The 25482-nt window shown below is 30.1% G+C and carries 21 protein-coding genes and 2 pseudogenes; 18 read left to right on the top strand and 5 right to left on the bottom strand.

Features of this window, described 5'->3' with window-relative positions; all coding sequences use genetic code 11:
* Positions 1 to 28: 28 nt before the first annotated feature.
* The 10 genes and pseudogenes from RCG18_RS03335 to pepV all read left to right on the top strand — a co-directional run bounded on the left by RCG18_RS03335 (position 29) and on the right by pepV (position 11754).
* Positions 29 to 1048 carry a glycosyltransferase family 2 protein gene (locus RCG18_RS03335; RefSeq protein ID WP_374119116.1) on the top strand — a complete coding sequence of 340 codons (1020 nt, stop codon included), beginning with the start codon at positions 29 to 31 and terminating at the stop codon, positions 1046 to 1048.
* A gap of 442 nt (positions 1049 to 1490) precedes the next feature.
* Positions 1491 to 2528 carry an O-antigen ligase family protein gene (locus tag RCG18_RS03330; RefSeq protein ID WP_308040016.1) on the top strand — a complete coding sequence of 346 codons (1038 nt, stop codon included), beginning with the start codon at positions 1491 to 1493 and terminating at the stop codon, positions 2526 to 2528.
* A gap of 49 nt (positions 2529 to 2577) precedes the next feature.
* A pseudogene (locus RCG18_RS03325) lies at positions 2578 to 3716 on the top strand (glycosyltransferase family 4 protein).
* A 61-nt stretch (positions 3717 to 3777) separates the two neighbouring features.
* Positions 3778 to 5334 (top strand): murein biosynthesis integral membrane protein MurJ, encoded by a 1557-nt coding sequence (gene murJ / locus RCG18_RS03320; protein ID WP_308040014.1) that lies wholly within the window; start codon positions 3778 to 3780, stop codon positions 5332 to 5334.
* Positions 5335 to 5630: 296 nt separating this feature from the next.
* Entirely contained in the window at positions 5631 to 6023 is a 393-nt protein-coding gene (locus RCG18_RS03315; RefSeq protein WP_308040013.1) for a DUF1565 domain-containing protein, read from the top strand.
* 41 nt (positions 6024 to 6064) lie between these two features.
* Complete coding sequence (locus RCG18_RS03310) at positions 6065 to 7696, top strand: cell wall-binding repeat-containing protein (RefSeq protein WP_308040012.1); 1632 nt, start codon at positions 6065 to 6067, stop codon at positions 7694 to 7696.
* 80 nt (positions 7697 to 7776) lie between these two features.
* Entirely contained in the window at positions 7777 to 8751 is a 975-nt protein-coding gene (locus RCG18_RS03305; RefSeq protein ID WP_308040011.1) for an acyltransferase, read from the top strand.
* A gap of 111 nt (positions 8752 to 8862) precedes the next feature.
* A complete protein-coding gene (locus RCG18_RS03300; RefSeq protein WP_308040010.1) occupies positions 8863 to 9516 on the top strand; it encodes a sugar transferase in 654 nt (217 codons plus the stop codon).
* Positions 9517 to 9625: 109 nt separating this feature from the next.
* Complete coding sequence (locus RCG18_RS03295; protein ID WP_308040009.1) at positions 9626 to 10333, top strand: WecB/TagA/CpsF family glycosyltransferase; 708 nt, start codon at positions 9626 to 9628, stop codon at positions 10331 to 10333.
* Positions 10334 to 10368: 35 nt separating this feature from the next.
* Complete coding sequence (gene pepV / locus RCG18_RS03290) at positions 10369 to 11754, top strand: dipeptidase PepV (RefSeq protein ID WP_308040008.1); 1386 nt, start codon at positions 10369 to 10371, stop codon at positions 11752 to 11754.
* A gap of 230 nt (positions 11755 to 11984) precedes the next feature.
* Here the strand turns inward: pepV and RCG18_RS03285 are convergent, their stop codons facing one another.
* A complete protein-coding gene (locus RCG18_RS03285) occupies positions 11985 to 12398 on the bottom strand; it encodes an Rrf2 family transcriptional regulator (RefSeq protein ID WP_308040007.1) in 414 nt (137 codons plus the stop codon).
* 72 nt (positions 12399 to 12470) lie between these two features.
* Positions 12471 to 13447, bottom strand: a pseudogene (gene pdaA, locus RCG18_RS03280) (delta-lactam-biosynthetic de-N-acetylase).
* Between the two features lie 88 nt (positions 13448 to 13535).
* On the opposite strand from pdaA, the gene RCG18_RS03275 reads away from it, so the two are divergent.
* Together RCG18_RS03275 and RCG18_RS03270 are read left to right on the top strand one after the other, a co-directional pair.
* The gene (locus RCG18_RS03275; RefSeq protein ID WP_308040006.1) at positions 13536 to 14531 is read left to right on the top strand and encodes an Eco57I restriction-modification methylase domain-containing protein; all 996 of its coding nucleotides are present in this window, start codon (positions 13536 to 13538) and stop codon (positions 14529 to 14531) included.
* A gap of 101 nt (positions 14532 to 14632) precedes the next feature.
* Positions 14633 to 15253 carry a TaqI-like C-terminal specificity domain-containing protein gene (locus RCG18_RS03270; protein ID WP_308040005.1) on the top strand — a complete coding sequence of 207 codons (621 nt, stop codon included), beginning with the start codon at positions 14633 to 14635 and terminating at the stop codon, positions 15251 to 15253.
* Positions 15254 to 15417: 164 nt separating this feature from the next.
* Here the strand turns inward: RCG18_RS03270 and speE are convergent, their stop codons facing one another.
* On the bottom strand, positions 15418 to 16245 hold the full coding sequence (gene speE, locus RCG18_RS03265; protein WP_308040004.1) for a polyamine aminopropyltransferase: 828 nt from the start codon (positions 16243 to 16245) through the stop codon (positions 15418 to 15420).
* A 533-nt stretch (positions 16246 to 16778) separates the two neighbouring features.
* On the opposite strand from speE, the gene spoIIAA reads away from it, so the two are divergent.
* Genes spoIIAA through sigF form a run of 3 tightly spaced genes read left to right on the top strand, consistent with a single transcriptional unit; the run spans position 16779 to position 18323 of the window.
* Complete coding sequence (gene spoIIAA, locus RCG18_RS03260) at positions 16779 to 17114, top strand: anti-sigma F factor antagonist (RefSeq protein WP_308040003.1); 336 nt, start codon at positions 16779 to 16781, stop codon at positions 17112 to 17114.
* A gap of 15 nt (positions 17115 to 17129) precedes the next feature.
* Positions 17130 to 17558 (top strand): anti-sigma F factor, encoded by a 429-nt coding sequence (spoIIAB, locus tag RCG18_RS03255; RefSeq protein ID WP_308040002.1) that lies wholly within the window; start codon positions 17130 to 17132, stop codon positions 17556 to 17558.
* Positions 17559 to 17567: 9 nt separating this feature from the next.
* Positions 17568 to 18323 (top strand): RNA polymerase sporulation sigma factor SigF, encoded by a 756-nt coding sequence (gene sigF, locus RCG18_RS03250; protein WP_308040001.1) that lies wholly within the window; start codon positions 17568 to 17570, stop codon positions 18321 to 18323.
* 110 nt (positions 18324 to 18433) lie between these two features.
* On the opposite strand, the gene RCG18_RS03245 is transcribed toward sigF, so the two are convergent.
* Together RCG18_RS03245 and hpt are read right to left on the bottom strand one after the other, a co-directional pair.
* On the bottom strand, positions 18434 to 20827 hold the full coding sequence (locus tag RCG18_RS03245) for a PBP1A family penicillin-binding protein (protein WP_308040000.1): 2394 nt from the start codon (positions 20825 to 20827) through the stop codon (positions 18434 to 18436).
* 323 nt (positions 20828 to 21150) lie between these two features.
* Positions 21151 to 21678: a hypoxanthine phosphoribosyltransferase gene (gene hpt / locus RCG18_RS03240; protein ID WP_308039999.1), complete on the bottom strand. Its 528-nt coding sequence runs from the start codon at positions 21676 to 21678 to the stop codon at positions 21151 to 21153.
* A 153-nt stretch (positions 21679 to 21831) separates the two neighbouring features.
* Here hpt and hflX point away from each other — a divergent pair, with 153 nt between their 5' ends.
* From hflX to RCG18_RS03225, 3 genes are all read left to right on the top strand, one after another.
* Positions 21832 to 23625, top strand: a complete 1794-nt coding sequence (gene hflX, locus RCG18_RS03235; protein WP_308039998.1) for a GTPase HflX — start codon at positions 21832 to 21834, stop codon at positions 23623 to 23625.
* Positions 23626 to 23984: 359 nt separating this feature from the next.
* The gene (locus RCG18_RS03230) at positions 23985 to 24215 is read left to right on the top strand and encodes a hypothetical protein (protein ID WP_308039997.1); all 231 of its coding nucleotides are present in this window, start codon (positions 23985 to 23987) and stop codon (positions 24213 to 24215) included.
* 127 nt (positions 24216 to 24342) lie between these two features.
* Positions 24343 to 25239 carry a nucleotidyltransferase domain-containing protein gene (locus tag RCG18_RS03225; RefSeq protein WP_308039996.1) on the top strand — a complete coding sequence of 299 codons (897 nt, stop codon included), beginning with the start codon at positions 24343 to 24345 and terminating at the stop codon, positions 25237 to 25239.
* Positions 25240 to 25482: the final 243 nt, after the last annotated feature.

Here is a 25482-nt window from a genome sequence, read left to right as displayed (position 1 = left end):
TTCATTTTTATGATTTAGGTAGGTGAATATAGTGGAAACTGTTTCAATAATTATCCCCTGTAGAAACGAAGAGAAGTATATAGGAAAATGTATAGATACTTTTATAAACCAAACGTATCCTAAAGAATGCTTTGAAGTTTTTGTTTGTGATGGAATGTCTACGGATAATACTAGAGATATAGTTAGAGAATATGAAAAAAAATACAGCAATATAAAGATTGTTGATAATCCGGGTCTATCTGCACCTAAAGGTATGAATGAAGGAATTAGAAAAAGTAAAGCTGATATTGTTATAATATTTGGCGCTCATTCCTATGCAGATAAGGATTTTATAAAATACAATGTTGAGGCATTAAGAAATAAAGAAGTAGGTTGTGCCGGTGGACCAATAGAGACAATAAGTGAAGATGACAAGGGAACTGCTATAGCTTATGCTATGAGCTCACCCTTTGGAGTTGGAAATGCTCTTTTTAGATATGCGCAGGAAGAAACATATGTAGATACTGTGGCATTCGGTGCTTATAGGAAAGAAGTTTTAGAGGAAATAGGATATTTTGATGAAGAATTAGTAAGAAATCAGGACGATGAACTTAATTATAGAGTTGTTAAAAACGGATACAAAGTATTACTAACTCCCAAAGTAAGATCATCTTATTATAGTAGGTCATCACTTAAAAAATTGTGGAAACAGTATTACCAATATGGTTTCTGGAAGGTTAGGGTAATGCAAAAACACGGGAAACCAGCATCTTTAAGGCACTTAATTCCTATGATATTTGTAACAACTAACGTTTTAGGAGCAGCAGTAGGTTTATTTTTTAAGCCTATACTTTATTTATGGTTTTTAGAGTTAGGTTTATATTTAGTTTGTGATATAGTAGCTTCTATTAAGGTTGCTAAAGGGAACCATAAATTATTAAAATATATACCTTTAATATTTCCAATATTGCACTTAAGTTATGGTATTGGATTTATGGAGGGACTGGTTAGCTTCTATTTATTAAAATCTAATAAGGCTATAGAAAAGAACACTAAAATGTCAAGATAGTGTTAAGGAGAAGGAGTTTCATAAGCAGGTATCCAAAATCTTAAGTAGATATTCCAAATCTTTGATTTGGTGATAGTCACTTACACAGAGTGTTGATTTTGAGATGATCGCTTAAGCAGAGAACTCAAATCTATGATTTGAAGTGAATCGCTTACTCAGCGAGTACTCATTCGACGATAGGAGAAGGAGTTTCATTATTAATATATTGTAAAGTAGGTGGGAGAAATTGCAGATAGCCAATTACATATTATATTTAATGATATGCTTATATATTATAGCTAATCCACTGATAATTACTGATAAAGTACATACACATAGGAGCGATATAATATTATTTTCAATCTTTTTAATTTATTTTTTACAAATACTTTTTATTAAAGAAAAGAGAACAAATTTTATTATAGGTGTAAAAAACTTTTTTACTGATTACCTTAATTTGTTTATGGCAGGATTGTTGATAATAATGAGTCTATCTGTGACCTATTCAACAGAGAAGGGTTTAGCGGTGTCAGAAACCTTTAGATTTGCAACGTATGTATTATTATTTTTCATAATAAAATATGAGTTTAATAAAAGCAAGTATATAAAAGGTTTTATTAATAGCTATATAGTTTGTGTTACTATAATGAGTTTGTTTGGAATATATCAGTATTTTACTGGATTTGAATTAGCAAAAGGCTTTAATGAAACAGCTGGTTTTTTAGGAAGGCCTAGAGTGACAGTTTCATTGGACAACTCAAATAATTTTGGCGCTTTTTTAATATTAGCTATTTTTCCAGTAATAATGATTATGTTATATGAAAAAAGTATTAAAAAGAAAATATTTTTTGGTATATTATCATTTTCTTTATTGATAAATATAATTTTTTCATACTCACGAAATGCTATGGCAGGACTAGTAATTGGTTTAGTAGTTCTCGCAATAGTATATAGCTGGAGGCTTTTACTACCTATTGGTGGTGTAGCTGCCTTAGTATTTTTAGTTCCTCAAATTGGGGGAAGGCTTAAGGAAATAGGAAGTAGCTCTGAGAACTTTACGCGATTAAAGCTTTGGAAAACCGCTTGGTATATGATAAAAGAGCATCCTTTACTAGGAGTAGGTAATGGAAATTTTGTAAGCTTATATGATAGCTATGTAGCAAAGTATCCTGAGCTTTATGCTTATTATGAATATAAAAGATTTCCTTGCCACAATTCATATTTAAAGATTCAAAGTGAACTTGGAATAGTGGGAAGTATATTTTTTATAGGAATTTTGATATCTTCTTTAGCAAAAATCAGAAATATAATTATGTTTGCAGAAGATAGGCTCTATAAATATTTTTATACAGGTTTCTTGGCTTCAGTGGTAGCATTTTTATTTATGAACTTATCAGACAATCTATTCTTTGTACCTAAAACCACAACTTTCTTCTGGCTTCTATTAGCAATAGGAGAGAGTATTATGATGGAAAAAAAGAAAATAGGAAAATACAGTTAACACCATATAGGGTTCCAATTTGGAACCCTATATTAGAAGTTATGTGGAGGTGTGTAAAATTAAAGTTCTTCAAATTATATCTGGGAATGATAATGGTGGTGGTGGAAATCACGTTTTAAATTTAGCTTATTATTCAAAAGATAAGTTTAATTGTGTAATAGGGACAGTAGGAAAAGGCCCTCTTTATGATAAAGCGAAAGAAAAGGGTATAGATGTAGTACAATTTCAAAACAAGTCCTTTTATAATGGAGAAGTTTTGAATTATATAAAAAAAAATAATATAGATATAATAAATTTTCATGGAGCTAAAGCTTTCTTTTTACACTATTTTTTAAGAGATAAATTAGATATACCTTCTGCGGCAACTATACACAGTGATTATAAGAAGGATTTTTTAAATAATAAATTTAAGTATATGTTTTTTACACCTCTAAGTATAAAGGGAATTAGGAGTTTTAGATATCACATATGTGTATCTAAATATATAAAGAAATTATTAGAGAATGATAAGTTTAAAAGTGAAAAGTTTTTAGTTAACAATGGAATAGATTATGAAGGTATAGAGCTCACTGAAAGTAAAAATAAAGTAAGAGAAAAATATAATATAGATAATACGGATTTTGTATATGTGAACGTAGCAAGAATGCATCCTATTAAAAATCATCTAAGTCTTATAGAAGCCTTTGATAAATTAAAAAAAGAAAAGAAAGACATAAAACTTATTTTAGTAGGCAATGGTGAATTAGAAGAAAAATTAAAGGAAAGGGTTAGAGTGCTAGGACTAGAAGAGTATATAATTTTCACAGGCTTTAAGGAAAACGTAGTGAACTTTATAAATGCATCAGATATCAGTATTCTGACATCCTTTAGTGAAGGTGGTTCTCCGCCATTAGTAATATTAGAGAGTGCAGTAGTAGAAAAAGCTTCAATATGTTCAAGAGTAGGAGATATAGAAGAAACTATTAGTGAAGAAAGAGGGTTCCTTATAGACCCTAACTCTATTGAAGATATATATGTAAAAATGAGAGAAGCTTATAATAGAAGAGAAGAATTAAGCACTATGGGACAGAATTTATATGAACTTGTACAAAAAAGTATTCTATGGATAGCTTTTGCAGTGAATATTATAATGCTTATATAAAAATGCTTTCAGATAAGCAGAGAACCAAAATCTTTAATTTTGTGTGAATCGCTTACTCATTCGACTGAAAGGAGAAGGAGATTCATTAAAATAAGTGGAGTGAAGATAATGTCAGAAAAAAAGCTAATAAAAAGTTCAGTTATAGTAATGGTATTTATAATACTTGGAAAAGTATTAGCACTAGTAAGAGATGCACTCATCGCAGCTAAATTTGGAGCAACCTATATTACAGACATATATAATTTTGCATTAGGGATGGTATATTTACTTACTACTATAAGTTACGGATTGACAACAACCTTTATACCACTTCATACAGAACATTTACAAAAAAGTACTAAAAAAATTAGAGATAAGTTTGTAAATAATGTGGTTAATGTGTCATCTATATTTACAATACTGTTATCCGTAATTTTAATTATATTTGCTAAATACATAATATATGTTTTTGGACATGGTTTTTGGAATGACCCAAAGATACTTTCAATTTCCGTGGAAATAACTAGAATAATGATTATATCGCTTATATTCATAAGTCTTCAAAGTGTTATTACAGGAGTGCTTCAGGCACATAAAGAATTTTATGAGCCAGCAGCTATGGCGGCTATTTCAAACATAGTTTATATAGTGTATTTATTATTTTTAACAAGCAAGTATGGAATAAAGGGTTTTGCAGTAGCTACAGTAATAGGATTTTTTATGCAGTTTGTTATAAATATTCCTAAGTACATAAAGTTAGGATATAGATACGAAGGAATTGTAGATTTTAAAGATAAAGAAATACATAATATGTTTAAATTAATGTTGCCTATTATTATAAGCACTTCAGTAGTACAATTAAATGTTTTTGTAAATAGATCTTTTGCAACTAATATATTCTTTGGAGCAGTTACCGTCTTAGATTATGCTAATAAGATAAATACGTTGGCTTATGAAGTATTTGCTATAGGAATAGCTATGATCGTATACCCAACCTTATCGGAGTTAGCTACTAAAGAGAATAAAGATGAATACAAGAGAGCTTTAGGAAGAGCTATAAATACTATAATGCTTATAATGGTTCCGGCAGCAATAGCTATAGCTGTGCTAAGAGAGCCACTTATTACAGTAATTTTTAAAAGAGGTGCCTTTAATGCTGAGGCTGCAAAATTAACTGCAAGTGCACTACTATTTTACTCTCCTGCTATGATTGCTTATGGTATTAGAGACATTTTAAACAAAGCATTTTATTCAATAAAGGATACGAAAACGCCTATGATAAATAGCTTTATAGGTATAGTTATGAATATAGTCATAAATGTATTTATTATTAAGTATATGAAAGTATCAGGACTTACTCTAGCTACAACAATATCAGCTATTATTACGACTATATTGATGGCGTGGAATTTAAATAAAAAATTGGAAGGTATAGAGCTAAGAAAATTAACAAATAGTTTTTTGAAAATATCAGCTTCCTCGGCTATTATGGGAGGAATCATATTTATTATTAATAAGGCTAGTATGTACAAATTTGGATCAGAAATGAAAGGGAGTTTGATATCCTTAATAGTTTCCTTTGTAATAGGAATGTTTGTATACTTTTTATCTGTATATCTATTTAAGGTAGAAGAATATAATCAAATAATAGATGGTTTAAAAAAAAGAAAAACGGTTAAAAAATAACTATTTTACAGGTGGCAGCTTAAAGATGAGAAATATCTTTAGGCTGCCACTTGTAATTTAAATTATTAAATTATGGTTAACTTTCTAAGAACAATAAAGGGAGATGGTGAAAACTATGTCTATTTTATGGTATAATAAGCCTTGATTGCTTGGACATGAAAAATATAGTAGTTAAGTTATATATGATTTAGTAAGCTTCAGGTACCATGACACCTGAAGCTTAGAAATCTTTTGTCCTAAATTTATATTTTTATTTATAATTAGTTATAATATATTAGGTGAGGGGGAGTTATACTATGAAAAAGATAAAAGTTAAAAATATGGTTAACTATAAAATATTTTTGTTGACCTTTTTTATTATCTTAAGTTTTCAATTTTTTATGGAAAATAGATATGAAAAAGTATATGCTAGTGCTGGAAAGACTTACTATGTTTCTCCACAAGGGAATGACAGCTATGATGGTAGTTTTGAAAAACCCTATAAAACAATTCAAAAAGCATTGGATGAGCTAAAACCAGGAGATACTCTCGAAATAAGAGGAGGAATCTATCATGAAACGACAGATGTTTACAATAAAAAGGGTTCTTCAGATGCCTGGTTTACTATAAAAAACTATAAAAATGAAGAAGTTACAATGACTGGTGATTATAAAGTTAACTGGGGGGAAAAACGGCACCAGATGCTATAACCTTAAACAACAGCTCTTATTGGAAAATACAAGGTATAAAGATGACACAGTATACTGGTGCAGGTGTTTATATAACAAATAGAAGTAGTCATATAGAAATGTCTGATTTAGTAATTTGGGATTTAGATTATCCTGTCTATAGACCTTATGGAACTTCAGGTATAGATGGAGAGAGTTCAAGTTTTTGTTCAGTTAAAAATTGCAAGATATATAACATAGGTTTAAAAGTAGATAGACCTAAAGACCATGGAATCTATATAGGTTATGGAGCATATAACTGGACTTTTGAAAAAAACGATATTCACGATACTGCTGGGGCAGCAATTCAGCTCTATGGAAGCCCGAATGGTGGAAGTAATTGTATGATAATAAATAATAGATTATATAATAATCATGCTTATGGAATAGCCATTGGATCAAATGCAATTAACAACACTATTAATAACAATATATTTTATGGAAACAATTGGTGTGATGTGTACATGCTAGAGAAATCAACCAACAACTGGTTTAAAAATAACTTGTTTTTAACAGGATATAGTAACTATAATGTTCAGTTAACAGATGAAACTTCTGTGGATAATTCTTTTGATTTTAATACTTATTATAAGAATAATGGATATGTAGTAAATAGATACGATCAAATTTTAAATTATAATGAGTGGAAGCTTTATTCACAAGAGCATTCAGGAAAGTACTTAAATGAACCAGATGAAGTTCAACAGAGCATTAAAGATTGGCAACCATTGGAGGCAATGCAATATACAACTAGGAGATTAAGTGGGGCGGATAGATTTGAGACAGCAAAAAGAATTGCAGAGGAATTTAACAGTTCAATGGTGGATAACATAATAATTACTTCAGGATATAATTTTACTAATGCTCTAAGTGGCAGTGTGTTGGCTAAAAAAATAAATGCTCCAATACTGTTATCAGGAATAAGTGATTCTGAGAATTCAAGTACACTACAATATGTACAGAATCATTTGAATAAGAGTGGAAAAATATACATATTGGGTAATGAAGGTAATATAAATGAAAGCATAATTATAAGCCTGAAAAGTCTTGGATATAGCAATATAAAGATTCTTCAGGATGGAGAAAAGTATGGAAGTATAAAAGCTATAAATGATGAAATTAATGCAAATTCTGGAACACCTGTAGTTATTGCATCAGGTAACTTTTTTGCTGATGGACTTAGTATATCAGCAGTAGCAGCAGCGAAAGGGTATCCTATAGTTTTGTCAGACACTGATGCTTTACCAGCTGAATCAGAAGAAACTATTAAGAAGATAAGACCATCGAAAATTTATATAATTGGAGGAACTAGTGTAATATCTGACGGGGTAAAAGAAAGTGTAAAAAATATATCTGGAATTTCTGATAAAGATATTATCAGAATATGGGGAGAAGATAGATATAGCACATCTATAAATATTGCTAAGAGTTTTGAGCTAAATAATAAAATAGCTACTTTTGCTTCAGGCGTAGATTTCCCAGATGCATTATCTGGAAGTGTATTAGCTGCAAAGTTGAATGCACCGTTGATACTTATTAGTGATAATAACAATCAGCAAAAGAAGTTTATAGATTTAGGTAAGTATTCTGATCAAATCATATTTGGGGGTACAGCTTCTGTAAGCGAACAGACACAAAACAATTTAGCTAGATAGGTTCAGTAATTATAAATTTCCTGATTCTTTTCATAAGGTAGAGAGGAGGGTGAAAAATTAATAATAAACGTGTCTTACAAATGGATGTTATAAGAGCATTTGCTATTATTGCAGTAGTTTTAATACATGTTTCTGCAATTGTAATGACTGGAAATAATATTAGCTCTCGTACATATAATGCATCTATGGTAATTAATCAAATTGCGAGATTTTCTGTGCCTGCCTTTATATTAATTTCAGGCATAGGACTTACTTTAAGCTATAAAAAAGAACAGGGATATTTTAAGTTTCTTGCACGTAGATTTAATAAAATCATCCCTAGTTATATTTTATGGTGTATGATATATATATACTTTACAAATAGCAATATTGAAATTAGCAATGTTGTAAACAGCCTGATTTATGGAAAAGTATTTTATCACTTTTACTATATTCCTTTAATAATTCAGTTTTATCTTGTGTATCCTTTTATATATAGGTTTATAGGAACAAAGAGAGGGCTTTTAATAAGTTTCCTCATTACATTTGGAATAATTATATTTACACGTTACTATATACTATCAGATGAACTTAAGTGGTTTTTTGATAAAAAAAACTTATTAGATTGGATTTTTTATTTTTCATTTGGCGCTTTTATAGGAAAAAACCTAGAAAAGTTTTTAATGTTAGCTAAAAAATATAAAGTTTTAATATTGATCTCATTTTTAGTATCAATATGTATAATGTTATATGATGCTGCATCTAGCATTAAAATTGGAAAAGATCTTGAGTACGCAGCTACATTTATGAGACCTGCTGTGTTGTTATATTCCGTACTTCTTATACTCTTTATATTTAGTGTAGAATGGAAAGAAAATATTTTTATGAAGATAGTAAATTATATTTCAAAAAATTCCTATGCTATATATTTATCTCATGCATTAGTATTATATTATTTTATGAGATATTATACAGGATTGTCCTTATCGGTGGGGAGTGCGGCATTTGAAGTTAAAGCATTTATTGTAACTCTTATTGGGTCCATATTTTTAAATGAGGCTAAAAGATTCTTATAAAATTTACATAAATGTTATCTGTAATTCGTATAAAGACCTTGTAAACTTACTTTATATTTGGTATATTGTATATTTGTAGATATATTTATATAAATTTATAGGAGGATGTTCATGCAGGCTGAAAATATAAAAATAGATTTGCAAAAGCATATTAAAGATAAGAAGGCACAATTCATTATAAAAAGAATAATGGACCTAGTATTGTCAGCTATAGGTATAATTATACTATCTCCTTTATTTATAATACTTTCCATATGGATTAAAATGGACTCAAAGGGGCCAGCTATTTTTAAGCAAACCAGAGTAGGATTAAACGGAGAAAATTTTACTATATATAAGTTTAGAACTATGGTTGTAAATGCAGATAAAAAAAGAGAGTTAGATATAGACCCTAGTAATTTAGAAAATTTTGTATTCCAAAGTAAAAATGACAATAGAATTACAAAGTCAGGAGATTTCTTGAGAAAAACAAGCTTAGATGAAATTCCTCAACTATTTAATGTTTTTATTGGAAACATGAGTTTAGTGGGACCGAGACCTGAAATTGCAGATGTGGTTAAGTTTTATCCTGAGGCATATAAACAGAGACTTTTAGTGTTACCAGGAATAACAGGCTTGGCACAGGTAAGTGGAAGAGGAGAAATAGAACTAGGAAAAACTATTTATTTTGATTTAACATACATAAAAGAATTTTCGGTATGGTTTGATATAAAAATCTTATTTAGAACCGTATTTTCAGTAGCTAAAAAAGAAGGTGCATTTTAATAATATTTTCTAAATTAAGTAGGTAATAACCTACTTAATTTTTTAACATAAAAAGCTAATATAATGCAACCTTGCTTTTAGCATAAGAAATTTAAAATTGGAGGAATTTATGTTTATAAGAATATTAAAATATAATATTTTTAGTGGTACAAAACAAGAGCTTATGAATTATGTTGAAAAGTTTGAAAAAGTTAATATAATATCTGGAAACCCGGAAGTTCTATATAATGGACTTAATAATCCTTCCTTATTTTTAAATTTTACAGGAGATAGATCTGTGATAATTCCAGATGGTATTGGAACTGTAGTAGCATCAAAAATTATAGGAAAACCTGTGAAAGAAAAAATAGCAGGTATAGAAGTAATGGAAGAAATAATAAAAAAGTGCGAAAAAGAAAACAAAGGTGTGTACCTTTTAGGTGCAAAAGATGATATACTGCAAGGGTGTATAGGTAACCTAAAAAATAAATATAAGAATTTAAACATAGTTGGAAGCCATAATGGATACTTCGATTTAAATAACTGTGAAGAAATCATAAAAGATATACAGCAAAAGAAGCCTTATGCATTATTTGTAGCTATGGGTTCTCCAAGACAGGATAACTTTATTATAAATAATATGGATAAGTTGACATGCAAAATATTTATGGGTGTCGGTGGGAGCTTTGATGTTTTTTCAGGTAAGATTAATAGAGCCCCAAAATGGATGATAAACTCTGGGTTAGAGTGGCTTTATAGAGTATCAAAGGAACCGTGGAGAATAAAAAGATTGACATCTATTCCTAAATTCTTATTCAAAGTAATTAGATACAACTAAAATGACTGAGTAAAAGTGCGTTGGAGGGAATTATAATGAACTTAAATCAAAAAATTGACATTTTAAAAGGGGAATTAATAGAGAAGACTCAAGAACTAATAAGAATTAGAAGTGTACAAAGTGAAGCGAGACCAAGAATGCCATTTGGAGAAGAAATAAATAATGCCCTTATGTATACGTTAAACCTAGGAGAAAAACTAGGATTTAAAACTAAAAATGTCGATGGATATATGGGGTATTTAGAATATGGAGAAGGAGAAGAAATGGTAGGTGTTTTAGGACACCTGGATGTAGTTCCTGAAGGAGATGGATGGGATTTTGACCCCTATAGAGCAGAAATACATGATGATAAGATTTTTGGAAGAGGAGCAATAGACGATAAGGGACCTATAATGGCTTGTATATATGGATTATATGCACTAAAAGAAATTGGAGTTAAACCTAATAAGAGAATAAGAATATTACTTGGCACAAATGAAGAAAGCGGGTCTGAAGAAGTAGAATATTATTTAAAAACTGAAGAAGCGCCTACTTTAGGTTTTACTCCTGATGGATTTTTTCCAATTATATTCGGAGAAAAAGGTTTAACAGTATTTAATTTAGTAAAAAAAATTAATTTGTCAGAAAATTGCTCTATAGCTTATATAAAAGGTGGAAATAGAGCTAATATGGTTCCAGATTATTGTGAGGCTGGCATAAAAGCAGAAGATCCCGAATTAATTATAGAAAAAGTAGCTTACTATGCGAAGGCTAACAATATGGAATTAAGTACAGAGATAAAGGGAAATTTATTAATACTAAAATCCAAAGGTTTTTCAGCTCATGGCAGTACTCCTGAACTTGGGAAAAATGCTATAATGCAGGCTTTGATGTGTTTAAATAGTATAGATATATGTAGAGGGGAAGTTGGAGAAGTAATAAAATTTCTTGCAGAGAATATAGCACTAGAAACTAATGGAAAGAGTTTTGGAGTATATCTACATGATGATGTGTCAGGAGAATTAACTTTCAATGTTGGGACTATCGATATGAATGAGAATATTATGTCAGTAGACATGAATTTAAGGTATCCTGTAACTTGTAGCCTTGAACAAATGATGAATCCTTTAGAGAAGAAAATAGAGGATATTGGATTTAAGGTGGAAGGAATGGATCATCAACCACCATTATACTTTCCAAAGGATCATAAACTAATCAAAACTCTAGCAAAAGTTTATCATGAACAAACTGGCGAAGCAGCAGAACTACTTGCTATAGGAGGAGGAACTTATGCAAAAGAAATGCCTAATACTGTAGCATTTGGACCTGTGTTCCCTGGTGAGCCAGATTTATGTCATCAATCTAACGAGTACATAGAAATAGAAGCTTTAGTAAAAATGACAAAGATTTATGCTAATGCTATTAAAGAATTAGCGGAATAAATAAAAAAGCTGCGGCAAATTCAAGTTTCCGCAGCTATCTTTTTTCGACATTTATCCGATGTCTAGCGCCACTAACATCCCAACTTCTCGAAGTTGGGGATAAGTGGCGCTACGACCCTGGATTCGTTCAGCTAAGAATCAGATGGGGTTAAAACCCCATCTGATTCAAGTTTCACTTTATAAGAACTCCTATATATAAACTATTTTTATTAAGATTATGCAAATAGATATTATACTTTTCCGTCGAGAATATCTTTAAAATTTATATTTCTCAAGTCATTAACTAAGTTTTTTTGAACTTTAGCTAAGGCGTTATGCACGTCGCATTTATTTGCACGATTTAAATTACAATAACTAGGATCACAAAGACATCTATTCATATATATAGGACCATCTATTACCTCGATAACATCCTTTAAGCTTATATCTTGTGGCAGTGCATTTAGAGCATAACCACCGTTAACTCCTCTATAAGATTTAATAATACCAGAATGAGCCAGCTTTCTTAAAAGTTTTAGAAGGAATCTTAAAGGTATACCCTCTTGTTCCGAGATAACTTTTGCTTCTATCTTTTCTCCATAGCCTAGTTTGCATAGGTAGAGTATAACTCTTAAAGCATAGTCTACTTCTTGGGTAATTCTCATAATATCTCTCCAAACGTAAAATGTACTTACTTTATACACTGTTGATATATTATTATAGCATAATTACCCACACTATGGTAGCTTATCTAAACTTTCTAGTTGATATCCATTATTTTTCCATTCTTTAATTACAGAATCTAATATTTCAGTATTAGTTTTTGAAACAGCATGTAGTAATACAATTCCACCATTATGTGTTCTTTCCATTACAATTTTTTTAGCGTTTTGTAGAGACGGTTGATCATTTACATCCCAATCATGATATGCTGAACTCCAAAATATAGTTTTATAACCTAACTTTTGAGTATAATAGAGAGAAAGTTCACTATATTTTCCCATAGGAGGTCTAAAGAACTTAGGCATCTTTTTTCCTGTAACTTCTTCGTAAGCTTTTTCAGTAACGTAAAATTCTTTTTCAAATTTAGCTGAATCCTTTGCGGCTACAGCGGCCATTGAAGGATGAGATGTAGAATGGTTACAAACCAAATGACCTTCATCAGCCATTCTTTTTATTAATTCTCTATTACTCTTTATATATGGTGTTGTAACAAAGAAAGCAGCTTTTACATTATTTTGTTTAAGGACATCCAGGATTTTAGGCGTATAGCCATTTTCATAACCTTCATCAAAGGTTAAAAATAAGACTTTTTTGAGGTATCCCCTAGATAGTAAGCTGAATATTTGTTTATAAGATTGAGTATATCTTGAGGTTCTCCTGAAGGTTCATTATTTTTTTTAGGTTGAAAGAACCAATTTTTTTCTGCTTTATTAAGCTTAGAAATATCAAGGTTTTTTAAAGTGGAGTTATTATCAGCATTTTTTTGTTCTTCTTTTGTAGGTTCAGTATTTTTATTAAGTGAATTATTTTGTGTATTACTAGACTCAATATCTTTATCTTCCACAATGCCATCTTCCTCATTATTGTTTTCTCTAACGGAAGTTGAAATAGTGCTATTTGGAGCCTTATCCTTAGAAATAGAATTTTTGCTACTACAAGAACAAAGAGAAAGCGCACATACAATAGATAGACTAAGTATTTTTTTATTCATATATGTTATCACCTGCCAATTATATGATATACTTTATCATGTGCTTAATTTTGTAGTTTATACTTAATGTATAGTGGAGAGATAAAAAATGTGCAATAGATTTTTTGATAAGATCAATGAACTTTATGATGTAATTTTACAACCATTAGATATTAGACACAAGAAAACGGCTATATATAACTGTAAAAAAATGTTAAAAATTGATGAAAAACAAAGTTTTTCTCAAGAATATTGTAGATTAAGAGAAGGGGATAAAGAAAAAGGGATAATCTATACTCCAGAAGAGATTTCAACATTTATTTTAGAAAATGTAATAAGTGATGAAGAAATAGTTAATAATCCGTATTTAAAAATTGTTGACCCTGCTTGTGGATGCGGAAATATAATAATTCCTTGTTTTAATCACCTAAAAAAGATTTACATAAGAAATTTAGAGTTAATAAATAAGCTGCACAATATGAATTTAACAGTTACGAATATTGATAAGCACATCATATGTAACAATTTGCACGGATTTGATATAGATGAGGATGCAATAAAGATTTTAATTATAGATTTATTTAATATAGCTTATAATGTGTATGAAAAAAACTTCATAGTTAAGGATTTCTTGATAGATTCAATCGATAAAAAGTTTGATATATTTATTGGAAATCCTCCTTATATAGGGCATAAGGCTATAGATAGAGAATATTCTAAGCTTCTTAAAGTAAAATATAAAGGAATATATAAAGATAAAGGAGATATATCCTACTGCTTTTTTCAAAGCGCATTAGAGAAACTTCAAAGGAATGGGAAATTATCTTTTATTACATCTAGATACTTCTTAGAATCTCCAAGCGGAGAAGAACTACGAAATCTACTTATAAATAAAACATCTATTTATAAAATAGTTGACTTTTATGGAATAAGACCTTTTAAAAAAGCTGGAATAGACCCAGCAATTATTTTTATACATAATGATGTATTAAAAAATAGCAAAATAGAAGTTATAAGACCTATAAAGCTTAAAAATAAGTTTAAAGATGATTTTTATGAATCAGTTTTTTTTAAAAAAGATAATTGTCATAAAAGATTTTTGTAGACAGAGATTACTTAGATAGTAAGAGTTGGAGATTAGTAGATAAAATTGAGAAAAATATAGTAGAAAAAATAGAGAGAAAAGGTTTTGACTTACTCGGGAATTTGTGCAATTTTCATCAAGGAATAATAACTGGATGTGATAGAGCTTTTGTTGTAAACCACGACATTATAAGAAATGAGAATATAGAAGTAGATATTATAAAACCCTGGATAAAAAGCAGTTTTATACAGAAAAATAACATCCTTAGAGACGATAAGTATATTGTATATTCAAATTTAATTAAAGAAGAACAGCAGTATCCTAATGCTATAAGTTACATTAAAAACTACAAAGAGAAGCTTATAAATAGAAGAGAATGTAAAAAAGGATTAAGGATATGGTATCATCTTCAATGGGGAAGGACGCAGGATATATTCGAAAAAGAAAAAATTGTTTTTCCTTATAAATCAAGTAGCAACAGATTTGCATTAGACAAAGGTAGTTATTTTAGTGCAGATGTTTATTGCTTAACTCTAAAGAATAGTTCTATTATTTCATATGAATATCTTCTATACATACTAAATAGTAAATTGTACGAATTTTATTTTAAAACCTTTGCAAAGAAGTTAGGAGAGGATCTGTTTGAATACTATCCTAATAATCTTAACAAATTGTATATTCCACTAATAGAAGATTTTGAGAAGTTTAAAGATGAAAATTCACTATACAATTTTTTGATTTAACTGAAGAAGAGATTGAGATTGTAAATAATAACGGATAAGATTGAATTATAATATAAAAATTTTGCGACATAACACCTGTATAGGGCACTAGACTGAAAGTTAGCTTATACGCCGGTATAAGCTAACTTTCTAGTTAGTTTCTCTATAAAAATGTGTCACATATTTTATTTTGTTAGATCTTCGACAAACTTAGGAAGAACAAAGCATGCATTATGAAGCTTTTTAGTATAATATTTAGTTTCTATATCTATGGTATTTGATAGGTCAATAGTTTCTGGGTCATATTTCTTTGAACCTACAGTGAAACTCCAAAATCCACTCGGATAAGTTGGAATACCTGCCATGAATAGCTTTGTAATTGGGAAGACTGCTTTAGCATCTTCATAAACTCGTTTTACTACATCTGGAAGATAGAATGGAGTTTCAGTTTGTGCTATAAATATTCCATCTTCAGTTAAGCATTCAAATATTTCTTTATAAAAACTTCCACCAAATAATCCTTCAGCAGCGCCAAATGGATCAGTTGAGTCTACAATTACAACATCGAACTCATTCTTATGCTCATGAACGTATTTTATACCATCACCAATAAACACTTCACATCTCGGGTCCTCTAATGCACAGCTTATTTCCGGAAGAAATCTCTTACATTCATCAACAACATTTTTATCTATCTCGCATAATACTGCTTTATCCACTGATGGATGTTTAAGCACTTCTCTAATAGCGCCTCCATCTCCACCACCAACTACAAGAACCTTTTTAGGATTTGGATGAGTAAATAGTGGAATATGGCTTATCATTTCATGATAAACATATTCATCTTTTATCGTAGTTTGTACTATACCATCAAGAACCAGCATTCTGCCTAAAGCATATGTATCAACTATAGCCAAATCTTGATATTCAGTTTTCTTTGTAACAAGTGTTTCTTTTATTTTGTAGGTCATAGCAGCATCCTCTATTTGACCTTCTTTTAACCACATATCCATAGTACTAACCTCCTTAGTAATTTAAATTATTCTTTAAAATAAAAAAATCTACAAAATTTATGTAACTTTGTATGATTGTAGATTATATAATTAAACAAATAATATTATAGCAATGATTTAATTAAAAGACAATTAATTAATTTAGCAGAATTTATTTTATTTTGATGTTAAAAAATGCTCTATGTGTATAAAAAATAAATAATATGTCAATAATAAATTATAGAAACACTTATGTAAAAATGCAGGAAAAATATTACATATGTAGAATATAATTAAAGTACTCTATTATATGTACAATTTTTAATTATTATTACATAAAGATAGAAAGAAGGGGGGAAATGAAGGTCTGGCTCGGACTATGCAGAGTACTTCTGCATATACTGTAATTAATATTTTGCAATACAATTACAGTTATATCATAATCAAGTCATAGATTGTGATATATGAAATTAAAGTTAAGACAAAGGTCTTAACGCTAAAACTACAGGTGACAGATATATGAAAAAAGTAGTTTTAGTAGAGCGGAGAGGAATATGTATTTAGAATTTGAAAACAAAAATGATAAACTTATAGTTTCCATGGCTGGTGAATTAGATCATCATAGTGCTGAAGAAGTAAGAAATAAAATTGATGATAGACTAGATAGGAATAATATTACAAAATTAATTATGGACTTCTCTGGAGTTAGTTTTATGGACAGCTCTGGTATAGGTGTAGTAATTGGTAGATACAAAAAGCTTAGTATGAAAAAAGGTGACATTTGTATAGTTAGGGTTGGTGACTCTGTAAAGAGAGTTTTTGAGTTATCAGGAATGTTCAAAATAATTAAGTTATATGACAGCATTGAAGAAGCAGTTAAGAGTATTTAACGGGGGGGATTAAAAATGTACGAAAACATGATGAAAATAGAGTTTTTAAGCAAATCACAAAATGAAAGCTTTGCTAGAGTAGCTGTAGCATCCTTTGCTTCACAACTTGACCCTACTATAGAAGAGCTAACAGATATAAAAACAGCAGTATCGGAAGCAGTAACAAACTCTATTATTCATGGTTATGAAAGTAAAGACGGTATAGTAAAAATTGAAGCATATATAAAAGATAATGAGCTTACCATAGTAATAGAGGATACAGGAATGGGAATAGAAAATGTTGAACTTGCTATGCAACCTTTATATACCTCTCGACCAGAACTAGAGAGGTCAGGAATGGGATTTACGGTTATGGAAACCTTTATGGATAGTCTAAAAGTAGAATCTGAGAAGAATAAAGGGACAAGATTGACAATGAAAAAGATTTTTAAGTCTTTGAGTTAGGTGAACAATATGAATGAAGAAGCGATGAAAAATGTAAGCTATGACTATGATAATAATATTCAACTGATTAGACTAGCTAAAGAGGGCAATAAAAACGCTTTAAATAAGCTAATAGAGGTTAACTTACCGTTAGTTTCCACTATAAGTAAAAGGTTTTTAAATAGAGGGTATGAATATGAAGATATATTTCAAATAGGTTGTATGGGATTAGTTAAGGCTGTAAATAACTTTGATGAAAGTTATAATGTTAAGTTCTCTACTTACGCAGTACCTATGATACTTGGTGAAATTAAAAGGTTTATTAGAGATGATGGTATGATAAAGGTAAGTAGAAGTGTGAAAAATACTGCCAAAAAGCTACATTATGATAAAGAAGCCTTGACTAAGGAACTTAATAGGGACCCTACTGTAGAAGAATTATCTAAGTATTCTGGTGTAAACGTGGAGGATATTATATTTGCAGTAGAGTCTGCAAATAGTCTTCAATACTTATATGATACTATACATCAAGATGATGGATCACCTGTTCTTCTTATTGATAAACTAAGTGAAAATCCTGAAGAAGACAACGAAATGGTAGATAGAATAGCTTTAAAAGAAGCGTTGAAAAGTTTAGATACAAAATCACGACAAATTATTATGCTTAGATATTTTAAGGATAAAACTCAAGTTCAGGTTGCTAAAATGTTAGGTATAAGCCAAGTTCAAGTTTCAAGGATTGAAAAAAAGGTTTTAAAGACTATGAGAGAGAGATTAAGTGGATAGAATATATATAAAGGGCGTAGATCAAAAACAATTGATCTACGCCTTTTATTTTTATAAAAGATATCAAACATTAACTGGTGAATACTGTGATATATATCTATAGTTAGATTTTACTCTTTATTAGAGTCCGTAGTATTCTTTGAATTAGTAGTATCCTGTGATTTATCATTTTCTACGGATTTTTCCACAGGAGGAACATTAGCGTTATTAACATTAGTGTTATTTGTATTAGTATTCTTATTGTCAGTATTTTTATTATTCGTTTTCGTCTCTTTGTTTGTATTGATATCAGTTTTGTCTTTAAATGGTTTTAAAATCTTGTCAATAATAGAATTACTTTTAGCTGGCGTGTGAGAAAGATTGCAATAATCTTTTGGCTCGGTACCACTTATAAATAATTCAGTATATACAGTACTACCATTTGGATCTCCATAGCAAAGGGAAGTAGCTATTTTTCCAGATTTACTACATATTGCAGCACTTACTATATCAGAGGGCATCTCGATATCCTTTGGAGGAAGATCTCCGTGGGCAGATTGCATTATAGCTGACCATACTCCAGCGGCAGCATTACTTGTTAAACTCCACTCATAATTATATTTTTCATTTCCACCTATTGGACTTCTATCATCATTTCCTATCCATACAGCAGCAGAATAATAAGGTGTAAGTCCGCAAAACCATAGATTTTTTTTATCGCCAGAAGTACCTGTTTTCCCTCTAACAGGCATAGAACCGAAATTCGCATTTGGTCCTGTACCACCTGAGCTGACAGGACCTTTTAAGAGATCAAACATTATATAAGCGCTTTCTGGTGAAAGAATCTTTTTAGCTTCAGATTTATTTTCTAATATAATTTTTCCAGTTCTATCAACAACTTTACGGTAGAGCTTAGGATGTGAATATAAACCATTATTACCAAAAACTCCGTAAGCTGCTGCCATTGTTAAAGTATTTGTTCCGTGAGTAAGCTCTCCTAGTGAAAGAGAGGCTACACTTACTTTATCATTAGGGTCTAAGGTTAACCCAAATTTTTCTGCATACTCTGCTCCAGTCTTTAATCCGATTTCATGTTCGAGTTTTGCAGCTATTGTATTTACCGAGTGCGTTATAGCAGTCCTTAGAGTTATGGTTTCACCATATTGACCATATTCGCCATTATCATTTCTTGGATAGCTATTGCCACTTTGTCCATACAATTTAGCGATATTATCTGGAAATGGAGAATCTTCTATTGAAGTAGCAGCAGAAGCTTGCTTTGAGTCTATAGCTGCACCATATACTGTTAAAGGCTTTATACTTGAGCCAGGAGCAACTAAATATTTATCTGAGGCAGCTCTATTAAAGGACATTGGTGGTTGAGCACCTCTACCTCCAATAATTGCTTTTACTTCCCCATTGTGATAATCCATTATCACTGCTGATGCTTGAGGCTGTATTATACCGTTTTTATCTTTTCTAGAAGTAATTCCAAAGGTATTATCATCGTCTAAAATTTTCTTAGTATTGTCCTGAATATCTTTATCCATAGTAGTATATATTTTAAGACCTCCATACATTAGGAGGTGCTGAATTTCCGTATCACTATAGCGATATTGTGATTTTAAATCTTTTTTTATCTGGTCTATAGCAGGCAGTGAAAACCATTCATAATTAAGTCTGCTTTTAGATGATGAAGGAGGTTGAAAAGTTAATTTTTTGTTTGTCAGGTCATTTACAGCGCTGTTATATTGTTGCTGTGTGATATATCCATTTTCATACATTTTCATCAAAACTGTTTGGGTTCTATTTAAATACAAAGAAGGATCCTTTTTAGCCGCAGATGAAAAGGGATAATATACAGATGGGCTTTGTGTTATTCCTGCAATAAAAGCACATTGAATTAAATTCAAATCTTTTGCTGGTTTACTAAAATACTGATCAGATGCAGCTTCAACACCCCAAGCTTTTCCCCCTAAAAAAATAGTATTCATATAGGCTTCTAAGATTTGATCCTTAGTTAGATAATTTTCTAGCTTAAGAGCAAGATATATTTCTTGGATTTTTCTCCTAAGGGACACTTCAGAAGACAAAAGAGTATTTTTGAGAAGTTGTTGGGTTATAGTAGATGCACCCTGTAAAGAGGATTGGCCTCTAAGCTTATTTTTTACATTTATATATATCGCTCCTGTTATTCTTCTAAGATCAACACCTTGATGTTTATAGAATCTCTCATCCTCAATGCTTACAAAAGCATTCTTTAGGTCTTGAGGCATATCTTTGAATGGTATAACAGTTCTTTGTTCATTAGTAACTACAACATCCATAAATTCATCTTTGCCATTATACAAAACGGATGGCTCATTTAGAGTTAGAAGTTGATTTACATCTAATGCAGGAGCATTTTTAATCATAGCGAAGACTACTCCTGTTGAAACTATTACTGATACTACAAATAAGCTAAATATAGTAATAAGGGTAATTCGTAGAGCAGTATAGGGGGTTTTTTTATGCTTTTTACCCATAATTGTCCTCCTCATTTTCTTACGGCTATTTAATAATTTTTAACTATTATAACATAAATGAAAGTAATTATGAAATACAGTATGGTAATTTTATCAAATAAAGAATAAATATTACACATAGCAGGCATCTAAAATCTGTGATTTTCAGATGGTCACTTACACAGCAAGTACTCATCCGACGAAAAGAGAAGGAGTTTCATTTATAAATATATAAAGAGCAAATCTAAAGGATGTGAATAAAATAGCTTCTGATGTGGCTTTGGAGCCACAAAAAATATAAAACTGCTGTGACTCTTATACACAGCAGTTTTATTATTTAAACTTTACTTTTCTTCCCAGTTAAATACATATGGTATGTTTCTATAATAATCTCCATAGTTTAATCCATATCCTACTACAAATAGGTCTGGAATTTGGAAACAGCAGAAGTCTGGCTTTATATCTATTTTTCTTCTTTCAGGCTTATCTAATAGCACGCAGCACTTAACACTAGAAGCACCTAATGCTTTTACATGGCCTATTACAAAATCCATTGTTATTCCAGTATCTACAATATCGTCAACTATAAGGACATCATATCCGTTTATATCATCTGGTATATCATTTACAACCTTTACACATCCAGAGGATTCCTCGGAATGGCCGTAACTAGAAGTTGTCATAAATCCTATTTTAACAGGAACACTTATTTCCCTAACTAAATCCGCTGCAAATATAAAACTTCCTCTTAAAAGTGATAATACATATAGGTTTTTACCAGAATATTCTTTGCTGATTTCTTCACCTAATTCACGTATTCTTTTAGCAATTTGTTCTTGAGTCATTAATATGTTTCTTGCTTTATCTTCCATTATGATCCTCCAACCCATGCATATTTACAATATTGATTTTATAGTATAAAATTATATGAAAGTTGTCAAGTAAACTTGGTTATTGGAAAAATATAATATTTTATGTATTGATTTATAAGGTTACTGGAATAATATAAGAGTGGAGATGATGCTATGATATACGGAAATATTGAAGGAATAAGAAACTCAATATTAGAAAGATTAGAAAGAGCATATGATATAAAGATTCCTAAGAATAGTGTATGTAATGAAGAGCTAATAGAGTTGCTATGCGATGTTACTCGATATTTAAACAGAGAAGTTAGTGTAGCAATTAATAGGAAAGGAAGCATAGTTAGTATTGCTATTGGAGATAGCACTACTGTAGAAATGCCGGAAATAGATGTAAAGGAAAAGAAGCTGTCAGGTATAAGAATAATACATACACATCCTAATGGTAACTCAAGACTTTCAGCTGTAGATATATCTGCACTAATAAAGCTTAGATTAGACTGTATGACGGCTATTGGAGTGGATGATAATGGTTATACTGATATAACGTTAGGATTTTGTGCTGTAGAAAACGATTCACTTATTGGAGAAATGACTGAACCTTTGAGTATGCAGCAAGTTTTAAACATTAACCTATTAGATGAAATAAATTATATTGAAGGTTTTATGGAAAATAAAGAGATTATTGATGATGACAGTGAAAGAGCCATTTTGGTTGGAGTAGAAAGTGAAGAAAGTATAGATGAGCTTGCTGAGTTAGCCAAAGCATGTAATGTAAATGTGGTTCACAAAGTAATTCAAAAAAGGTCAACTATAGATTCTACTTTTTATGTAGGAAGAGGAAAGGTTGAAGAAATAGATCTTTTACGGCAGACATATGGAGCTAACGTAGTTATTTTTGATGATGAACTGTCAGCTTCGCAAGTAAGAAATCTTGAAGAAAACTTAGGTGCAAAGGTTATCGATAGAACTACACTGATACTTGAAATATTTGCCCGAAGAGCAAGAAGCAAAGAAGCAAAAATACAGGTTGAGCTTGCACAGTTAAAATATAGGCTTCCAAGATTATCAGGGCTTGGAACTGTACTTTCAAGAACAGGGGCTGGTATAGGAACTAGAGGTCCTGGTGAAAAGAAACTAGAAGTAGATAAAAGACATATAAGAGAAAAAATATATGATCTAGTAAGAGAGCTAAAAAAAATAAAGCAGGTTAGAGAAACTCAAAGAGAAAAAAGAAATGATTTGCCTAAAATTTCATTAGTTGGATATACTAATGCAGGTAAGTCAACTCTAAGAAATAAATTATGTGAGTTAGCTATGCCAAAGGAAGCAGTACAAAAGGAAAAAGTATTTGAAGCAGATATGCTTTTTGCAACCCTTGATGTAACTACAAGAGCCATTGAGCTGCCGGATGGAAGAATATCTACATTAACTGATACAGTAGGATTTATAAGGAAACTTCCTCACGATCTAGTTGAGGCTTTTAAATCAACGTTAGAAGAAGTAACTTATTCTGATTTACTTTTACATGTAGTAGATGTTTCGTCTGAAATTGTAGAAGAGCAGATAGATGCAGTTAATGACGTTCTAAACCAGTTAGGTGTAAAAGATAAGCCAATTATGCTAGTTCTAAACAAAATTGATAAAGCTACAGAGGAAAGCATAAGCAATATTGAAGAAAAATATAAAAATATCCAAACTATAAAGATATCTGCGAGAGAAGAAATAAATTTGGATTTATTGTTATCTGAGATTTGCAAGTTGCTTCCATATAAGCTAAAGAAAGCAGAATATATTATACCTTATAATGAACAGTCCCTTGTGGCTTTTCTCCATAGAAATGCAAAGATTGAAAGTGAAGAATATAAGGATGAAGGTACTTATATTTTAGCTTTTGTAGATGATGAGGTTTATAATAAAAGTAAGGAGTATATTGTTAATTTACAAAGCTCATAAACAGGATTCCTAGATTCAGGCAGAGGTTAAATACCTAAATGGCATTTAACGGGCAGACTTGACCAGGGAGCGTAGACATTGAATAAATCAACGAGTTACTAATGTGATAATATTTTTAAATTTTCATAATATAGCAATATTCAACTGAAAACTTTTATTTTCTAAAAAATATACATAAGTGGCGAGGTGCAGCTTTGCATTACGCCTTTCTTTTTATTATTATTTTATTCTTCACAATAAAAAATTTAACATAAAGTTTATTTTGATTAAATTTTTATAGAATAATTGAAATTAATTTAAAATAATTAGGGAAAATATAATTAATGAAATGGATTTGTTTAAATCTATATTAAGGAGAAGTGAGTAATTTGGAAAATGTATGTCCTTTGTGTAATAAAATGAAAGAAATAAATTTAAACTGCGACATATGTGGTGGAGTTATGTTAGATATGGGAAGAGTACAGGATTACTCCGATCCATACGGACCTCAGCACCCAATACATGATGCTGACGGCTACTGTATTCACTTGTTTAGATGTGAAAAGTGTGATGATAAAAAAAAGATTAAAATATTAAAAGTAATTATGTGAGTTGCTGAAAGAAATTATTCATTTGTGCAATTTTGCTATTGTAATTACACTAAAATATATTATATAATAAAAAAAAATTCAATGTTCATTTAATTCGTATTAATTTAAAAAGGGGGACATTTAAGAAATGGAAAGAACAATCTTGCAGTATCAAAAGGCATTCAATAGTATTGTTGAAAGATTAAAGAGCAATCAATCTGTTCTAGCAGTAATGGTTTTTGGTAGTATGGTTACGGGAGACTTATGGGATGAGTCAGATATAGACCTTTTTGTTATACTCAATAAAAAAAATCCAGATATAGAAAATATTTACACTGAAGAAAAAGGTGTACCTGTTCATATTAAATTAATGAGTAAAAATAAGTTTTTGCAGCTTCATGAGGAAGATTTAAGAGGCGGATTTATACATAGAATCTTTGCTTCGTCAAGACTTGTATTCTCTAAAGATATGGAAATAACCTCTAGATATGACAATGGAAGATATTATCCTGATTTAGATAGAGAAAGATGGAATATGGTGTATTTAGGTAATTTACTAAAACATATGGGAGTATGCAAAAAGTACCTATATAATAATGGAATTTATACAGCATACACTGCAGCAGTAAAATGTTCAGAAGAATTTGCAAGATTGTATGTTAACTCTTCAGGGTATATGATAAGTAAAGATGCTATGACTATGGCTATGAATCTAAATGACAATTTTAGAAAGTGTGTAGATGAACTATTTTTTAATACAATAGAGACAGAAGAGGCTATAAATAAAACATTGGATTATTTGCAAAAAAATATAGATACATCTATGAGAAATCTAACAAATATTTTAATTGACTATATGAGAGAAAAAGATAGTTTCTTAAGTGCGGAAGACATTAAAAATGATAAATTATTTTGTAGCTATGATATAAATATGGAAGAAATACTAAGTAAACTTTGGGAAAAGAGTTTACTTAAAAGGGAAACTAGAGATTACAAAACAGAGGACGGCAAAGTTTTATTTAAGGAAAATGTGTATTTTATTTAAAAGAGATTTTTAAAGTAATGTTGTATATAGCGTTTGTTAAAATAAAACTAAAAATATGATAGAAAAGCTATAATAATTTGATTATATCGATATTTTATTTTAACAAACTCTATAAAATCGACGTTATTTTAATTACAGATTATTCACAATGGTGTCTTAAATATAAATTAGTATAAATTAAACGAACTTAAATTTTAGGTGCATAAATTTAAGTTCGTTTAATTTTTAATATTAGGTTAAAAT

This window comes from Clostridium sp. OS1-26 (genome assembly GCF_030915445.1).
Classification (GTDB): Bacteria; Bacillota; Clostridia; order Clostridiales; family Clostridiaceae; genus Clostridium_AM.
This window is presented reverse-complemented; position numbering and strand designations above follow the sequence as displayed.

Excerpts from the sequence above, each read along its gene's own strand:
- RCG18_RS03330 (WP_308040016.1), top strand. The coding sequence starts at position 1,491 with ATGGCAGGATTGTTGATAATAATGAGTCTATCTGTGACCTATTCAACA.
- murJ (WP_308040014.1), top strand. The coding sequence starts at position 3,778 with ATGTCAGAAAAAAAGCTAATAAAAAGTTCAGTTATAGTAATGGTATTT.
- RCG18_RS03315 (WP_308040013.1), top strand. The coding sequence starts at position 5,631 with ATGAAAAAGATAAAAGTTAAAAATATGGTTAACTATAAAATATTTTTG.
- RCG18_RS03310 (WP_308040012.1), top strand. The coding sequence starts at position 6,065 with ATGACACAGTATACTGGTGCAGGTGTTTATATAACAAATAGAAGTAGT.
- RCG18_RS03305 (WP_308040011.1), top strand. The coding sequence starts at position 7,777 with ATGGATGTTATAAGAGCATTTGCTATTATTGCAGTAGTTTTAATACAT.
- RCG18_RS03300 (WP_308040010.1), top strand. The coding sequence starts at position 8,863 with ATGCAGGCTGAAAATATAAAAATAGATTTGCAAAAGCATATTAAAGAT.
- RCG18_RS03295 (WP_308040009.1), top strand. The coding sequence starts at position 9,626 with ATGTTTATAAGAATATTAAAATATAATATTTTTAGTGGTACAAAACAA.
- pepV (WP_308040008.1), top strand. The coding sequence starts at position 10,369 with ATGAACTTAAATCAAAAAATTGACATTTTAAAAGGGGAATTAATAGAG.
- RCG18_RS03285 (WP_308040007.1), bottom strand. The coding sequence starts at position 12,398 with ATGAGAATTACCCAAGAAGTAGACTATGCTTTAAGAGTTATACTCTAC.
- RCG18_RS03275 (WP_308040006.1), top strand. The coding sequence starts at position 13,536 with ATGTGCAATAGATTTTTTGATAAGATCAATGAACTTTATGATGTAATT.
- speE (WP_308040004.1), bottom strand. The coding sequence starts at position 16,245 with ATGGATATGTGGTTAAAAGAAGGTCAAATAGAGGATGCTGCTATGACC.
- spoIIAA (WP_308040003.1), top strand. The coding sequence starts at position 16,779 with ATGTATTTAGAATTTGAAAACAAAAATGATAAACTTATAGTTTCCATG.
- spoIIAB (WP_308040002.1), top strand. The coding sequence starts at position 17,130 with ATGTACGAAAACATGATGAAAATAGAGTTTTTAAGCAAATCACAAAAT.
- sigF (WP_308040001.1), top strand. The coding sequence starts at position 17,568 with ATGAATGAAGAAGCGATGAAAAATGTAAGCTATGACTATGATAATAAT.
- RCG18_RS03245 (WP_308040000.1), bottom strand. The coding sequence starts at position 20,827 with ATGGGTAAAAAGCATAAAAAAACCCCCTATACTGCTCTACGAATTACC.
- hpt (WP_308039999.1), bottom strand. The coding sequence starts at position 21,678 with ATGGAAGATAAAGCAAGAAACATATTAATGACTCAAGAACAAATTGCT.
- hflX (WP_308039998.1), top strand. The coding sequence starts at position 21,832 with ATGATATACGGAAATATTGAAGGAATAAGAAACTCAATATTAGAAAGA.
- RCG18_RS03225 (WP_308039996.1), top strand. The coding sequence starts at position 24,343 with ATGGAAAGAACAATCTTGCAGTATCAAAAGGCATTCAATAGTATTGTT.